The sequence below is a fragment of the Pseudomonas mendocina genome, from assembly GCF_003008615.1.
Lineage (GTDB): Bacteria > Pseudomonadota > Gammaproteobacteria > Pseudomonadales > Pseudomonadaceae > Aquipseudomonas > Aquipseudomonas mendocina_C.
The window spans coordinates 3,063,239-3,077,469 of sequence record NZ_CP027657.1 but is presented as its reverse complement, the minus strand read 5'-3'; the positions used below and the strand labels follow the sequence as shown (position 1 = coordinate 3,077,469).

25 protein-coding genes are annotated in these 14,231 nt (G+C 58.0%); all 25 read right to left on the bottom strand.

The annotated features are described in order from the left end of the window. Positions 1 to 85 precede the first annotated feature (85 nt). The 25 genes from katG to rplB all read right to left on the bottom strand — a co-directional run bounded on the left by katG (position 86) and on the right by rplB (position 14,219). Complete coding sequence (gene katG, locus C7A17_RS14365; RefSeq protein WP_106738650.1) at positions 86 to 2,236, bottom strand: catalase/peroxidase HPI; 2,151 nt, start codon at positions 2,234 to 2,236, stop codon at positions 86 to 88. A 248-nt stretch (positions 2,237 to 2,484) separates the two neighbouring features. After that, positions 2,485 to 2,871, bottom strand: a complete 387-nt coding sequence (gene rplQ / locus C7A17_RS14360) for a 50S ribosomal protein L17 (RefSeq protein WP_003243945.1) — start codon at positions 2,869 to 2,871, stop codon at positions 2,485 to 2,487. A 44-nt stretch (positions 2,872 to 2,915) separates the two neighbouring features. Then, positions 2,916 to 3,917, bottom strand: a complete 1,002-nt coding sequence (locus tag C7A17_RS14355; RefSeq protein ID WP_106738649.1) for a DNA-directed RNA polymerase subunit alpha — start codon at positions 3,915 to 3,917, stop codon at positions 2,916 to 2,918. A gap of 22 nt (positions 3,918 to 3,939) precedes the next feature. After that, the gene (rpsD, locus tag C7A17_RS14350; protein WP_017675608.1) at positions 3,940 to 4,560 is read right to left on the bottom strand and encodes a 30S ribosomal protein S4; all 621 of its coding nucleotides are present in this window, start codon (positions 4,558 to 4,560) and stop codon (positions 3,940 to 3,942) included. A gap of 17 nt (positions 4,561 to 4,577) precedes the next feature. Then, positions 4,578 to 4,967, bottom strand: a complete 390-nt coding sequence (gene rpsK, locus C7A17_RS14345) for a 30S ribosomal protein S11 (RefSeq protein ID WP_003243933.1) — start codon at positions 4,965 to 4,967, stop codon at positions 4,578 to 4,580. A gap of 30 nt (positions 4,968 to 4,997) precedes the next feature. Continuing rightward, entirely contained in the window at positions 4,998 to 5,354 is a 357-nt protein-coding gene (rpsM, locus tag C7A17_RS14340; RefSeq protein ID WP_003463275.1) for a 30S ribosomal protein S13, read from the bottom strand. A 133-nt stretch (positions 5,355 to 5,487) separates the two neighbouring features. Further along, entirely contained in the window at positions 5,488 to 5,604 is a 117-nt protein-coding gene (rpmJ, locus tag C7A17_RS14335; RefSeq protein ID WP_002555468.1) for a 50S ribosomal protein L36, read from the bottom strand. A gap of 28 nt (positions 5,605 to 5,632) precedes the next feature. Beyond that, positions 5,633 to 6,961 carry a preprotein translocase subunit SecY gene (secY, locus tag C7A17_RS14330; RefSeq protein WP_106738648.1) on the bottom strand — a complete coding sequence of 443 codons (1,329 nt, stop codon included), beginning with the start codon at positions 6,959 to 6,961 and terminating at the stop codon, positions 5,633 to 5,635. After that, entirely contained in the window at positions 6,962 to 7,393 is a 432-nt protein-coding gene (gene rplO, locus C7A17_RS14325) for a 50S ribosomal protein L15 (protein ID WP_106738647.1), read from the bottom strand. It lies immediately after the preceding gene. Between the two features lie 2 nt (positions 7,394 to 7,395). After that, complete coding sequence (gene rpmD / locus C7A17_RS14320; protein ID WP_003243922.1) at positions 7,396 to 7,575, bottom strand: 50S ribosomal protein L30; 180 nt, start codon at positions 7,573 to 7,575, stop codon at positions 7,396 to 7,398. Between the two features lie 2 nt (positions 7,576 to 7,577). After that, positions 7,578 to 8,078 carry a 30S ribosomal protein S5 gene (rpsE, locus tag C7A17_RS14315; RefSeq protein WP_003243920.1) on the bottom strand — a complete coding sequence of 167 codons (501 nt, stop codon included), beginning with the start codon at positions 8,076 to 8,078 and terminating at the stop codon, positions 7,578 to 7,580. Positions 8,079 to 8,081: 3 nt separating this feature from the next. Continuing rightward, complete coding sequence (rplR, locus tag C7A17_RS14310) at positions 8,082 to 8,432, bottom strand: 50S ribosomal protein L18 (RefSeq protein WP_017675612.1); 351 nt, start codon at positions 8,430 to 8,432, stop codon at positions 8,082 to 8,084. Between the two features lie 11 nt (positions 8,433 to 8,443). Further along, entirely contained in the window at positions 8,444 to 8,977 is a 534-nt protein-coding gene (gene rplF, locus C7A17_RS14305; RefSeq protein ID WP_017675613.1) for a 50S ribosomal protein L6, read from the bottom strand. 12 nt (positions 8,978 to 8,989) lie between these two features. Beyond that, positions 8,990 to 9,382, bottom strand: a complete 393-nt coding sequence (gene rpsH / locus C7A17_RS14300; protein ID WP_003243915.1) for a 30S ribosomal protein S8 — start codon at positions 9,380 to 9,382, stop codon at positions 8,990 to 8,992. Between the two features lie 192 nt (positions 9,383 to 9,574). Further along, the gene (rpsN, locus tag C7A17_RS14295) at positions 9,575 to 9,880 is read right to left on the bottom strand and encodes a 30S ribosomal protein S14 (RefSeq protein ID WP_003463288.1); all 306 of its coding nucleotides are present in this window, start codon (positions 9,878 to 9,880) and stop codon (positions 9,575 to 9,577) included. Positions 9,881 to 9,895: 15 nt separating this feature from the next. Further along, the gene (gene rplE, locus C7A17_RS14290) at positions 9,896 to 10,435 is read right to left on the bottom strand and encodes a 50S ribosomal protein L5 (protein WP_017675614.1); all 540 of its coding nucleotides are present in this window, start codon (positions 10,433 to 10,435) and stop codon (positions 9,896 to 9,898) included. Between the two features lie 19 nt (positions 10,436 to 10,454). Next, the gene (gene rplX / locus C7A17_RS14285) at positions 10,455 to 10,769 is read right to left on the bottom strand and encodes a 50S ribosomal protein L24 (RefSeq protein ID WP_106738646.1); all 315 of its coding nucleotides are present in this window, start codon (positions 10,767 to 10,769) and stop codon (positions 10,455 to 10,457) included. 11 nt (positions 10,770 to 10,780) lie between these two features. Further along, positions 10,781 to 11,149: a 50S ribosomal protein L14 gene (rplN, locus tag C7A17_RS14280; RefSeq protein ID WP_003243907.1), complete on the bottom strand. Its 369-nt coding sequence runs from the start codon at positions 11,147 to 11,149 to the stop codon at positions 10,781 to 10,783. Positions 11,150 to 11,172: 23 nt separating this feature from the next. Further along, a complete protein-coding gene (gene rpsQ / locus C7A17_RS14275; RefSeq protein ID WP_106738645.1) occupies positions 11,173 to 11,439 on the bottom strand; it encodes a 30S ribosomal protein S17 in 267 nt (88 codons plus the stop codon). 2 nt (positions 11,440 to 11,441) lie between these two features. Beyond that, positions 11,442 to 11,633 (bottom strand): 50S ribosomal protein L29, encoded by a 192-nt coding sequence (gene rpmC, locus C7A17_RS14270; RefSeq protein WP_106738644.1) that lies wholly within the window; start codon positions 11,631 to 11,633, stop codon positions 11,442 to 11,444. Continuing rightward, positions 11,633 to 12,046 carry a 50S ribosomal protein L16 gene (rplP, locus tag C7A17_RS14265; protein ID WP_003243901.1) on the bottom strand — a complete coding sequence of 138 codons (414 nt, stop codon included), beginning with the start codon at positions 12,044 to 12,046 and terminating at the stop codon, positions 11,633 to 11,635. Before rplP ends, rpmC begins: the two co-directional genes overlap by 1 nt. 12 nt (positions 12,047 to 12,058) lie before the next feature. Further along, positions 12,059 to 12,745 (bottom strand): 30S ribosomal protein S3, encoded by a 687-nt coding sequence (rpsC, locus tag C7A17_RS14260; RefSeq protein WP_003243898.1) that lies wholly within the window; start codon positions 12,743 to 12,745, stop codon positions 12,059 to 12,061. A gap of 13 nt (positions 12,746 to 12,758) precedes the next feature. Next, positions 12,759 to 13,091 carry a 50S ribosomal protein L22 gene (gene rplV / locus C7A17_RS14255; RefSeq protein ID WP_003103908.1) on the bottom strand — a complete coding sequence of 111 codons (333 nt, stop codon included), beginning with the start codon at positions 13,089 to 13,091 and terminating at the stop codon, positions 12,759 to 12,761. 11 nt (positions 13,092 to 13,102) lie between these two features. Continuing rightward, complete coding sequence (gene rpsS / locus C7A17_RS14250) at positions 13,103 to 13,378, bottom strand: 30S ribosomal protein S19 (RefSeq protein WP_031303186.1); 276 nt, start codon at positions 13,376 to 13,378, stop codon at positions 13,103 to 13,105. Positions 13,379 to 13,394: 16 nt separating this feature from the next. Next, a complete protein-coding gene (gene rplB / locus C7A17_RS14245; RefSeq protein ID WP_106738643.1) occupies positions 13,395 to 14,219 on the bottom strand; it encodes a 50S ribosomal protein L2 in 825 nt (274 codons plus the stop codon). Between the last annotated feature and the right edge of the window lie 12 nt (positions 14,220 to 14,231).

Sequence of the window (14,231 nt, the reverse complement as noted above, 5' to 3'; positions counted from 1 at the left end):
CAGGGTGTTCGGTCAAGCAAAAGCACAACGCCTCCACGAGGGAGGCGTTGCGGTTTACTGACGCAGCAAGCTGCTATCTAGTGGTTCAGGCCAGATCGAAACGATCCAGATTCATCACCTTGACCCAGGCGGCGACGAAGTCCTTGACCAATTTTTCCTTGCCATCGGCACTGGCATAGACCTCGGCGTAGGCACGCAATACCGAGTTGGAGCCAAATACCAGATCGTTGCGGGTGGCGGTGTATTTCACCTGGCCATCCTTGCGTGTACGCCCTTCGAATACTTCGCCGCTGCTGTCGGTGGCCTTCCATACGGTGCCCATGTCCAGCAGGTTGACGAAGAAGTCGTTGGACAGCACGCCCACCTTGTCGGTGAACACGCCATGCTGGCTGCCGTCGTGGTTGGCACCCAGTACACGCAAACCACCGACCAACGCGGTCAACTCAGGCGCAGTCAGGGTCAGCATCTGCGCCTTGTCCACCAGCATGGCCTCAGTGGGCACGCCCAGGTTGCCTTTGCTGTAGTTGCGGAAACCATCGGCAGCCGGCTCCAGCACATCGAAGGACTCGACATCGGTCTGATCCTGACGCGCATCGACGCGACCTGCTGCGAATGGCACATCCACCACCACACCGGCAGCCTTGGCGGCCAGTTCGACACCGACATTACCGGCCAGCACGATCACATCCGCCAGCGATGCCTTACCGGACGCCTGCTGGATGGCCACGAGCTTCGGCAACATCTGGATGGCCCGCTGATTGACCGCCCAGTCCTTCTGCGGCGCCAGTGCCAGACGTGCACCATTGGCACCGCCACGCTTGTCGCCACCGCGGAAGGTAGAGGCCGAGGCCCAGGCCACGGACACCAGGTCACCGGCCGACAACCCCGATGCGGCGATCTTCGCTTTCAGGTCGGCGATATCGGCAGCACTCGGATTATGGGTGGCAGCCGGCAACGGGTCTTGCCAGATCAGATCCTCTTTCGGCACTTCCGGACCGAGGTAACGAGCCTTGGGCCCCATGTCACGGTGAGTCAGCTTGTACCAGGCACGCGCGAAGGCATCGGCGAAGGCCTGCGGGTCTTCATAGAAGCGCTTGGAAATCTTGCCGAACTCCGGATCGAAGCGCAGGGTCAGGTCAGTGGTGAGCATGGTCGGCTTGTGGAATTTCCCCGGTACATGCGCATCCGGAATGATCTCGGGTGCATCCTTGGCCACCCACTGCTTGGCACCTGCAGGCGACTTGGTCAGCTCCCACTCGAACTTGAACAGGTTCTCGAAGAAGTTGTTGCTCCACAGGGCTGGGGTCTTCGTCCAGGTGACCTCGAGGCCGCTGGAGACGGTGTCCTTGCCGAAGCCACTGCCGAAGTTGCTCATCCAGCCCAGGCCCTGCGCCTCGATTGGCGCCGCTTCTGGCTCCGGCCCTTTGTGCGACTCCGGCGCAGCGCCGTGGCACTTACCGAAGGTATGCCCGCCGGCAATCAGGGCGACAATCTCTTCGTCATCCATGGCCATGCGATAGAAGGTAGCGCGAATGTCCTTAGCAGCCGCCAGGTAATCGCCACTCGCATTCGGGCCCTCGGGGTTTACGTAGATCAGGCCCATGTGGGTGGCGCCGAACGGAGCGGTGAGTTCACGCTCGTCGTTGACACGCTTAGGATCGACCCCCAGCCAGGCTACTTCGGCGCCCCAGTTGACGTCCTGATCCGGCTCCCACACGTCTTCACGCCCCGCACCGAAGCCGAAGGTACGGAAGCCCATGGACTCCAGCGCAACGTTACCAGCAAGGATGTACAGGTCGGCCCAGGAAATGGACTGGCCATATTTCTGCTTGATCGGCCACAGCAGGCGACGCGACTTGTCGATGTTGACGTTGTCCGGCCAGGAGTTCAGCGGAGCGAAGCGCTGCTGACCACGGCCACCACCGCCACGGCCATCAGTGGTGCGGTAGGTACCGGCGGAGTGCCAGGCCATGCGGATGAACTGCGGGCCATAGTGGCCGAAGTCGGCAGGCCACCAATCCTGGCTATCGGTCATCAACCGCACCAGATCGGCTTTCAGCGCCTTGTAGTCGAGTTTCTTGAAGGCTTCGGCGTAGTTGAATTGCTCGCCCAGGGGGTTGGATCGATCAGAGTGCTGATTCAGCAAGTCCACACGCAGCTGATTCGGCCACCAATCTTTGTTGGTCGTGCCACCACCAGCAACGTGATTGAATGGACACTTACCTTGGTTCGACATGGTTCTCTCCTTCTCCTCATCGGGTCGGTCGCAGCGTGTGCGACCAACGATGGGACAAGCCTAGACCCGCTTCGTCAGGCGAACCAATTCATGAAGCGTAACGGCGCGATAGTTATTTTCTTTCATGCGCCAAACACCCTGCGCACGCCCCACAAACCGCCAGCCGCGCCCTCTACGCGCGCCCAACGCAATAATTTCAGGCAACAAAAAACCGGGCACTAGGCCCGGTTTTTTGCACAACCAGCAACTTACTCGGCAGCTTCTACCGAACCGCCGACCGGACGGTCGACCAGTTCAACGTAAGCCATCGGAGCGTTGTCGCCAGCGCGGAAACCGCACTTGAGGATGCGCAGGTAGCCGCCGTTACGGGTGGCGTAGCGCTTGCCCAGATCGTTGAACAGTTTGCCAACGATGGCTTTCGAACGAGTACGGTCGAAGGCCAGACGACGGTTGGCAACGCTGTCTTCCTTGGCCAGGGTGATCAGCGGCTCGGCAACGCGACGCAGTTCCTTGGCTTTCGGCAGGGTAGTTTTGATCAGCTCGTGCTCGAACAGCGAGACCGCCATGTTCTGGAACATGGCCTTGCGGTGAGCGCTGGTGCGGCTGAGGTGACGGCCACTTTTACGATGACGCATGGTTCAATTCCTTACCAAACTTGTTCGTTCGGTGATGATGACGATCAGGCAGTAGCCTTATCGTCTTTCTTCAGACTTGCCGGCGGCCAGTTGTCGAGGCGCATACCGAGGGACAGACCGCGAGAAGCCAGAACATCCTTGATTTCGGTCAGGGATTTCTTGCCCAGGTTCGGGGTTTTGAGCAGCTCTACTTCGGTGCGCTGAATCAGATCGCCGATGTAGTAGATGTTCTCTGCCTTCAGGCAGTTTGCCGAACGTACGGTCAGTTCCAGGTCATCAACAGGACGCAGCAGGATCGGATCGATCTCGTCTTCCTGCTCGATCACCACAGGCTCGCTGTCACCTTTGAGGTCGACGAACGCGGCCAGCTGCTGTTGCAGGATGGTCGCGGCACGACGGATGGCCTCTTCAGGATCCAGGGTACCGTTGGTTTCCAGATCGATAACCAGCTTGTCCAGGTTGGTGCGCTGCTCGACACGGGCGTTTTCCACCACGTAAGCAACCCGACGCACAGGGCTGAACGAAGCATCCAGCTGCAAGCGACCAATGCTGCGGCTTTCATCTTCGTCGCTCTGGCGAGCGTCGGCCGGCTCGTAACCACGACCACGAGCTACGACGAGCTTCATGTTCAGGGCGCCGTTAGCGGCCAGGTTGGCAATGACGTGGTCGCCATTGACGATTTCGACATCGTGATCCAGCTGAATATCGGCAGCGGTAACAACGCCCGGGCCCTTCTTGGACAGAGTCAGGGTCACTTCGTCACGGCCGTGCAGCTTGATAGCCAGACCTTTCAGGTTGAGCAGGATCTCAATGACATCTTCCTGCACACCTTCGATCGCGGAGTACTCGTGGAGTACGCCGTCGATCTCGGCCTCGACTACTGCACAGCCAGGCATGGAGGACAACAGGATGCGACGCAGCGCGTTGCCCAGGGTATGGCCGAAACCACGCTCGAGAGGCTCGAGGGTGATCTTGGCGCGGGTCGAACTGACCTCCTGCACATCGATGTGACGGGGGGTCAGGAACTCATTTACCGAAATCTGCATGGATGCACCTATTTTCTAGCCCTTACTTGGAGTAGAGCTCGACAATCAGGCTCTCGTTGATGTCAGCGGACAGATCGCCACGAGCCGGTACGTTCTTGAACACACCAGACTTCTTCTCGGCGTCTACTTCTACCCACTCAACACGGCCACGCTGGGCGCAGAGCTCGAGAGCCTGAGCGATGCGCAGCTGATTGCGCGATTTCTCGCGAACAGCAACGACGTCGCCAGCCTTAACTTGGTAGGACGGTACGTTTACGGTCTGACCGTTGACGCTGATCGCTTTGTGCGAAACCAGCTGACGGGACTCGGCACGAGTAGCACCAAAACCCATACGGTAAACCACGTTGTCCAGACGGCACTCCAGCAGTTGCAGCAGATTTTCGCCGGTGGCGCCTTTCTGGCTGGCAGCTTGCTTGTAGTAACCGCTGAATTGACGCTCCAGTACGCCGTAGATACGACGAACTTTTTGCTTCTCACGCAGCTGGGTGCCGTAGTCGGACTGACGGCCACGGCGCTGGCCGTGGATACCCGGGGCTGCTTCGATGTTGCACTTAGATTCAAGCGCGCGAACACCACTCTTCAGAAAGAGATCGGTGCCTTCACGACGAGACAGTTTGCACTTGGGACCAATGTAACGAGCCATTTCTCACTGTCTCCTGATTACACGCGACGCTTCTTCGGCGGACGGCACCCGTTGTGCGGGATTGGCGTCACGTCGGTGATGCTGGCGATTTTGTAGCCGCAGGCGTTCAGAGCACGCACGGCGGATTCGCGACCTGGGCCTGGACCTTTGACGTTAACGTCGAGGTTCTTCAGACCGTATTCCAGTGCAGCCTGACCAGCGCGCTCGGCGGCGATCTGAGCAGCGAACGGAGTGGACTTACGCGAACCGCGGAAGCCCGAACCACCGGAAGTAGCCCAGGACAGGGCGTTACCCTGACGGTCAGTGATGGTCACGATAGTGTTGTTGAAAGACGCGTGGATGTGGGCGATACCGTCCACCACTGTCTTTTTGACTTTTTTACGAGTACGAGCAGCAGGTTTTGCCATGACTAAATTCCTGTCGATTCGCGAATGCGATTACTTGCGGATCGGCTTACGCGGGCCCTTACGGGTGCGAGCGTTGGTCTTGGTACGCTGACCGCGAACCGGCAGACCTTTACGATGACGCAGGCCGCGGTAGCAACCCAGATCCATCAAGCGTTTGATCTTCATATTCACTTCACGACGCAGGTCGCCTTCGGTGTTCACCTTGGCTACTTCGCCACGCAGTTGCTCGATCTGCTCGTCAGTCAGATCCTTGATCTTTGCTGCCGGGTTTACACCGGTAGCGGCACAGATTTTCTGTGCGGTAGTGCGACCAACACCGAAGATGTAGGTCAGCGAGATAACAGTGTGCTTGTTATCCGGAATGTTAACGCCTGCAATACGGGCCATTCAGTGGAACTCCAATTGACAGCTACCTACGCCCCGGAAGCCAAGAAATAGGGCGCGAGATATTAACGCTGTAAAAACAAATAATCAACCCGACAGCGCACTAGCTGCCGGGCTTATCACGCGTGGTTCACACTCAGCCTTGGCGCTGTTTGTGACGCGGCTCTGCGCTGCAGATCACCCGCACGACACCTTCGCGACGGATAATTTTGCAGTTACGGCACAGCTTTTTCACCGATGCACGAACTTTCATTACCAACTCCTCGAACCTTACGGGTGGATCAGCGGAGCATGCCGCTGCCATAACCCTTCAGGTTGGCTTTCTTCATCAGGGAATCGTACTGGTGAGACACGAGGTGCGATTGCACTTGGGACATGAAGTCCATGACAACCACGACCACGATCAGCAACGAGGTCCCGCCAAGGTAGAACGGAACGTTGGCCGCGACCACCAGAAACTGGGGAAGCAGGCACACGGCCGTCATGTACAGAGCACCGAACATGGTCAAACGGGTCAGAACGCCATCGATATAGCGTGCCGACTGCTCGCCCGGACGGATACCCGGAATAAAGGCACCGGACTTCTTCAGGTTTTCCGCTACGTCTTTCGGGTTGAACATCAACGCTGTGTAGAAGAAGCAGAAGAAAATGATCCCTGCACTAAACAGCAGAATGTTCAACGGCTGACCAGGAGCGATCGCCTGCGAAATGTCCTGCAGCCAGCCCAGACCTTCGGACTGACCGAACCAGGCTCCCAGCGAAGCCGGGAACAACAGCAGACTGCTGGCAAAGATGGCCGGGATTACGCCCGCCATGTTCACCTTCAGCGGCAGGTGGCTGGTCTGCGCAGCGAAGACCTTGCGGCCCTGCTGACGCTTGGCGTAGTGCACCGCAATGCGGCGCTGACCACGCTCGATGAACACCACGAAAGCGATGATCGCTACTGCCAGCAGGCCGATGGCGATCAGAGCGAAGATGTTGATATCGCCCTGACGAGCAGACTCGAAAGACTGCCCGATTGCCGACGGCAGACCGGCGACGATGCCCGCGAAAATCAGCATCGAGATACCGTTGCCGACACCGCGCTCGGTGATCTGCTCGCCCAGCCACATCATGAACATCGCGCCCGCCACAAAAGTGGTAACCGCTACGAAGTGGAAGCCGAAATCGCCCGAGAACGCCACACCCTGACTCGCCAGACCAGCAGACATACCGATAGCCTGAACGAAAGCCAGGATGAGAGTGCCGTAGCGGGTGTATTGGCTGATCTTGCGACGACCAGCCTCACCTTCCTTCTTCAACTGCTCCAGCTGCGGGCTGACGGCGGTCATCAGCTGCATGATGATCGATGCCGAGATGTACGGCATGATCCCCAGTGCAAAGATGCTCATCCGCTCCAGCGCGCCGCCGGAAAACATGTTGAACAAGCTAAGAATGGTCCCCTCATTCTGCCGGAACAGATCCGCCAGTCGGTCTGGGTTGATGCCAGGAACCGGGATGTGCGCACCTATCCGGTAGACGATGATCGCCAGGAACAGGAAACGCAGACGAGCCCAGAGTTCGGACAACCCGCCACCTGCCAGCGCTGAGAGAGCACCTTGCTTAGCCATTTAGTCCTCGAACTTACCGCCAGCTGCTTCGATAGCCGCACGCGCACCTTTGGTGACGGCGATACCTTTCAGGGTGACCGCACGGGTGACCTCACCGGACAGCATGACTTTTACGCGCTGTACGTGTTGGCCAACCAGATTGGCATCCTTCAGAGCCTGCAGAGTAACAACGCCTTCAACCTTGTTCAGCTCGGAGGTGCGAATTTCCGCACGATCCATCGCCTTCAGGGAAACGAAGCCAAACTTCGGCAGACGGCGGTGCAGCGGCTGCTGACCACCCTCGAAGCCCGGAGCAATGGAGCCACCGGAGCGGGAGGTCTGACCTTTGTGACCACGGCCACCAGTCTTACCCAGACCGCTACCGATGCCACGGCCCGGACGGTGCTTCTCGCGACGGGCACCCGGCGCGGAACGCAGATCGTTCAGTTGCATGATTAACCCTCCACCTTCAGCAGGTAGTAAGCCTTGTTGATCATGCCGCGGTTTTCCGGAGTATCCAGAACCTCTACGGTGTGACCGATGCGACGCAGGCCCAGGCCCTTGACGCAAGCTTTGTGATTGGCCAGACGGCCATTGGTGCTCTTGATCAGAGTCACTTTGACGGTGTTAGCCATGGTTAGAGAATCTCCTCGACGCTCTTGCCACGCTTGGCCGCAACGGATTCTGGAGACTGCATGGTCTTCAGGCCCTTGAAGGTGGCATGAACCACGTTCACCGGGTTGGTCGAGCCGTAGCACTTGGCCAGAACGTTCTGTACACCAGCCACTTCCAGAACGGCACGCATAGCGCCGCCGGCGATGATACCGGTACCTTCCGAAGCCGGCTGCATGTACACCTTGGAGGCGCCATGAGCGGACTTGATCGGGTATTGCAGAGTGGTGCCGTTCAGATCCACCTGGATCATGTTGCGACGAGCAGCTTCCATCGCCTTCTGGATGGCAGCAGGCACTTCACGGGACTTGCCGCGGCCGAAGCCGACACGACCCTTACCATCGCCAACCACGGTCAGCGCGGTGAAGGTGAAGATACGGCCACCCTTTACGGTCTTGGCAACGCGGTTAACCTGAACCAGCTTCTCGATGTAGCCTTCGTCGCGCTTTTGGTCGTTATTTGCCATAACTTAGAACTCCAGCCCGCCTTCACGAGCAGCATCAGCCAGCGCCTTGACGCGGCCGTGGTACTTGAAGCCAGAACGGTCGAATGCCACCTGGGTCACACCAGCGGCTTTCGCACGCTCAGCAACCAGCGCACCAACTTTCTTGGCCGCGTCGACGTTGCCGGTGGCGCCATCACGCAGTGCTTTGTCCAAGGTAGAGGCGCTGGCCAGAACCTTGCTGCCGTCGGCCGAGATGACCTGGGCATAGATGTGCTGCGAAGAGCGATACACGCACAGACGCACGGCTTCGAGCTCGTGCATTTTCAGGCGTGCTTTGCGAGCGCGACGCAGACGAGTAACTTTTTTGTCGGTCATTTCTCAGCCCCTTACTTCTTCTTGGCTTCTTTACGACGGACAACTTCATCCGCGTAACGAACGCCTTTGCCCTTGTAGGGCTCAGGACGACGGAAGTCACGGATTTCCGCAGCCACCTGACCCACCAGTTGCTTGTCGATACCCTTGATCAGGATTTCGGTCTGGTTCGGGGTTTCGGCCACGACGCCTTCCGGCAGTTCGTAGTCGATCGGGTGGGAGAAGCCCAGTGCGAGGTTCAGCACCTGGCCTTTGGCTTGAGCTTTGTAGCCCACACCGACCAGTTGCAGCTTACGCTCGAAGCCTTGGCTGACACCGATGACCATGTTGTTCACCAGAGCGCGAGTAGTACCGGCCATGGCACGGTTCTGCTGGTCGCCGTTACGAGCGGCGAAACGCAGTTCGCTGCCTTCCTGGATCACTTCCACGGACGAGTGAACGTTCAGTTCCAGAGCGCCCTTGGCACCCTTCACCGAGAGCTGCTGACCGGCGAGTTTGATCTCGACACCGGCAGGCAGCACAACGGGGTTCTTAGCAACGCGAGACATGCTTATCCCCCCTTAGAACACGGTGCAGAGCACTTCGCCGCCGACACCGGCAGCGCGCGCAGCGCGATCCGTCATCACACCTTTGTTGGTGGAGACGATGGAAACACCGAGACCGCCGCGAACCTTCGGCAGGTCATCGACGGATTTGTATTGACGAAGGCCAGGACGGCTCACGCGCTTGACTTCCTCGATGACCGGACGGCCTTCGAAGTACTTCAGCTCGATGGACAGTTGTGGCTTGGCTTCACCATTGACTTCATAACCCGCAATGTAACCTTCGTCTTTCAGAACTTTGGCTACGGCTACCTTCAGAGTGGAAGAAGGCATGCTTACGACGGACTTTTCAGCCATCTGGGCATTACGGATACGAGTTAGCATGTCCGCTAACGGGTCCTGCATACTCATGGGCTAGACGCTCCTGATACAAAAAGAACAGCCATCAAGGCTGTGGGATCATCCAAAAGCTCGGCACGTAAATACCAGGCTCAGGAGAGCCGGACATTCTAGAGACCGATCAAAAATGAAGCAAGCCCCAAAAGGGGCTTGTTCATATAAAGACAAAGCCGGCGCAAGGCCGGCTCTGTCTTTTATTGCTGCTTACCAGCTGGCTTTCACCAGGCCCGGTACGTCGCCGCGCATAGCCGCTTCACGCAGCTTGTTACGCGACAGACCGAACTTACGGTATACACCGTGCGGACGGCCAGTGATGCGGCAGCGGTTACGCAGACGCGAGGCGCTGGCGTCACGTGGCTGCTTCTGCAGAGCGACCTGGGCTTCCCAACGCGCTTCCGGACTGGTGTTCGGGTTGGCGATGGTAGCTTTCAGCTCGGCACGCTTCTTGGCGTACTTGGCAACCGTTTGCTGACGCTTCAGCTCACGGTTCTTCATGCTTGTCTTGGCCATTTGTCCAGACTCCGATCAGTTGCGGAACGGGAAGTTGAAAGCACGCAGCAGAGCGCGGCCTTCATCATCGTTACGGGCAGTGGTAGTCAGGGTGATGTCCAGACCACGCAGCGCATCGATCTTGTCGTAATCGATTTCCGGGAAGATGATCTGCTCTTTCACGCCCATGCTGTAGTTGCCACGACCGTCGAAGGACTTGGCATTCAGGCCGCGGAAGTCACGCACGCGCGGCAGGGAGATGGACAGCAGACGATCCAGGAACTCGTACATACGCTCGCGACGCAGAGTGACCTTGACGCCAATCGGCCAACCTTCACGAACCTTGAAACCAGCGATCGATTTGCGGGCATGAGTCACAACGACTTTCTGACCGGTGATCTTCTCGAGGTCGGCAACAGCGTTTTCGATGATCTTCTTGTCACCGATCGCTTCGCCCAGGCCCATGTTCAGGGTGATCTTGGTGATGCGCGGAACTTCCATCACGTTCGCCAGCTTCAGTTCTTCCTTCAGCTTGGGCGCGATTTCCTTCCGGTAAATCTCTTTCAGTCGTGCCATGGTATTTACCTACGGATTCTCAAGCGCCAACCGGCTTCTGGGTGGACTTGAAGACACGAATTTTCTTGCCGTCTTCAACCTTGAAGCCAACGCGGTCAGCCTTGTTGGTTTCAGTGTTGAAGATGGCAACGTTGGAAGCGTGCAGAGGCGCTTCTTTCTCGACGATACCGCCTTGAACGCCCGACATCGGGTTCGGCTTGGTATGACGCTTCACCAGGTTGATGCCACCGACGACCAGACGGTCGTCAGCGAGAACCTTGAGCACCTTACCGCGCTTACCTTTGTCTTTGCCGGCGATCACGATGATCTCGTCGTCACGACGAATCTTTTGCATGTCGGATCTCCTTAAAGCACTTCAGGGGCGAGCGAGACGATCTTCATGAACTTCTCGGAACGCAGTTCACGGGTCACTGGCCCGAAGATACGGGTACCGATCGGCTCTTGCTTGTTGTTCAGCAGAACAGCAGCGTTGCCGTCGAAGCGGATGATCGAACCGTCGGCACGGCGAACGCCGTGACGGGTACGAACGACCACTGCGGTCATGACCTGACCTTTCTTCACTTTGCCGCGCGGAATTGCTTCCTTGACGGTGACCTTGATGATGTCGCCGATGCCGGCGTAGCGACGATGAGAGCCGCCCAGCACCTTGATGCACATAACGCGACGTGCACCACTGTTGTCAGCCACATCGAGCATGGATTGAGTCTGAATCATAAAATTTCTCCGACCCCTAGCCCTTAGACTTCAACGGCGCGTTCGACGACTTCAACCAGAGCCCAGGACTTGGTCTTGGACTGCGGACGGGTTTCACGGATGGAAACCTTGTCGCCGATCTTGCACTGGTTGGATTCGTCGTGAGCGTGCAGTTTGGTCGAACGCTTGACGTATTTACCGTAGATCGGGTGCTTTACACGGCGCTCGATCAGAACGGTGATGGTCTTGTCCATCTTGTCGCTGACAACACGGCCGGTCAGCGTACGGACTGTTTTTTCGGCTTCAGCCATGATCACTTACCTGCCTGCTGGTTGAGCACAGTTTTCACACGAGCGATGTCGCGCTTAACTTGCGAGAGCAGGTGAGACTGCCCCAACTGGCCAGTTGCCTTCTGCATACGCAGATTGAACTGGTCACGCAGCAGACCGAGCAGTTGCTCGTTCAGTTGCTGCGCAGATTTTTCACGAAGTTCGGTCGCTTTCATCACATCACCGTCCGCTTAACAAAGGTGGTGGCGAGCGGCAGCTTTGCAGCAGCCAGGGCGAAAGCCTCACGCGCCAGCTCTTCGGAAACGCCTTCGATCTCGTACAGGACCTTGCCTGGCTGGATCTGGGCTACCCAATATTCGACGCCACCCTTACCTTTACCCATCCGCACTTCGAGAGGCTTCTTGGTAACCGGCTTGTCCGGGAATACGCGAATCCAGATCTTGCCGCCACGTTTTACGTGACGAGTCAGAGCACGACGAGCGGACTCGATCTGACGGGCGGTGAGACGACCGCGGGCTACAGACTTCAGCGCGAACTCGCCGAAGCTGACCTTGCTACCGCGCTGAGCCAGACCACGGTTGTGGCCGGTCATCTGCTTGCGGAACTTCGTACGCTTTGGTTGCAACATGATGCGTACTCCTTATTTCTTAGCAGCTTTACGAGGAGCGGGCGCTTGCGGCTTCAGCTCTTCAGTGCGGCCACCAATGACCTCACCCTTGAAGATCCAAACCTTGACGCCGATCACACCGTAAGTGGTGTGCGCTTCGTAGGTGGCGTAATCGATATCTGCACGCAGGGTGTGCAGCGGCACACGACCTTCGCGATACCACTCGGTACGGGCGATTTCAGCGCCACCGAGACGACCACTCACCTGGATCTTGATGCCCTTGGCACCAATGCGCATGGCGTTCTGTACTGCGCGCTTCATGGCGCGACGGAACATTACGCGGCGCTCCAGCTGCTGAGCTACGCTCTGTGCAACCAGCATACCGTCGAGCTCCGGCTTGCGGATCTCTTCGATGTTGATGTGCACCGGCACACCCATTTGCTTGGTCAGGTCCTGACGCAGCTTCTCAACATCTTCACCTTTCTTGCCGATCACGATGCCGGGACGAGCGGTGTGGATGGTGATGCGTGCGGTTTGAGCCGGACGAGCGATGTCGATACGGCTAACGGACGCGCTTTTTAGTTTGTCTTGCAGGTATGCACGAACCTTCAGGTCGGCATTCAGGTAGTCGGCATAATTGCGACCATCTGCATACCAGACCGAAGTGTGATCCTTGACGATTCCCAGGCGGATGCCAACGGGATGTACTTTCTGACCCATCTGATCGACTCCGTTACTTGTCCGCAACCTTGACAGTGATATGGCAAGACCGCTTGACGATGCGATCAGCACGGCCTTTGGCACGCGGCATGATGCGCTTAAGCGAACGCCCTTCGTTGACGAAAACGGTGCTGACCTTCAGGTCATCAACGTCTGCGCCTTCGTTGTGCTCGGCGTTGGCAACGGCCGACTCCAGCACTTTCTTCATGATCTCGGCGGCTTTCTTACTGCTGAAAGCCAGGAGGTTGAGCGCTTCGCCCACCTTCTTCCCGCGGATCTGGTCGGCGACCAAGCGGGCTTTCTGGGCGGAGATGCGAGCGCCCGACAACTTAGCGGCTACTTCCATTTCCTTACCCCTTAACGCTTGGCTTTCTTGTCGGCCACGTGACCACGATAGGTACGGGTGCCGGCAAATTCGCCCAGTTTGTGGCCGACCATGTCTTCGTTCACGAGAACTGGGACGTGCTGACGACCGTTATGCACGGCGATGGTCAGACCGACCATCTGCGGCAGGATCATGGAACGACGCGACCAGGTTTTAACCGGCTTGCGATCATTCTTTTCCACCGCCGCTTCGACCTTCTTCAGTAGGTGAAGATCGATAAAAGGACCTTTTTTCAGAGAACGTGGCACTGTCGTATCCCTCTATTTACTTGCGACGACGGACGATCATGTTGTCGGTGCGCTTATTAGCACGGGTCTTCGCGCCCTTGGTCGGGAAGCCCCATGGCGACACCGGATGACGACCACCGGAGGTACGACCCTCACCACCACCGTGCGGGTGATCAACCGGGTTCATGGCAACACCACGAACGGTCGGACGAACACCGCGCCAGCGCTTGGCACCGGCCTTACCCAGCGAACGCAGGCTGTGCTCGGAGTTCGAGACTTCGCCCAGGGTCGCACGGCACTCGGACAGGACTTTGCGCATTTCGCCGGAGCGCAGACGCAGAGTCACATAGGCACCTTCACGAGCGATCAGCTGAGCGGAAGCGCCAGCGGAACGAGCGATCTGAGCACCTTTACCCGGCTTCAGCTCGATACCGTGAACGGTCGAACCCACCGGAATGTTGCGCAGCTGCAGGCTGTTGCCCGGCTTGATCGGTGCCATGTTACCGGCTACCAGTTGATCGCCAGCCACAACGCCTTTAGGGGCGATGATGTAGCGGCGCTCGCCGTCAGCGTATTTCAGCAGAGCGATGTGAGCAGTACGGTTCGGATCGTATTCCACGCGCTCGACGGTGGCAGGAATGCCATCCTTGTCGTTGCGACGGAAGTCGACCAGACGGTAATGCTGCTTGTGACCACCACCGATATGACGGGTGGTAATACGGCCATTGTTGTTACGACCACCGGACTTCGATTTTTTCTCGAGCAGCGGAGCGTACGGAGCGCCTTTGTGCAGCTCCTGATTGACCACCTTGACCACAAAACGGCGGCCAGCGGAAGTCGGTTTGCACTTAACGATTGCCATGATGCACCCCTT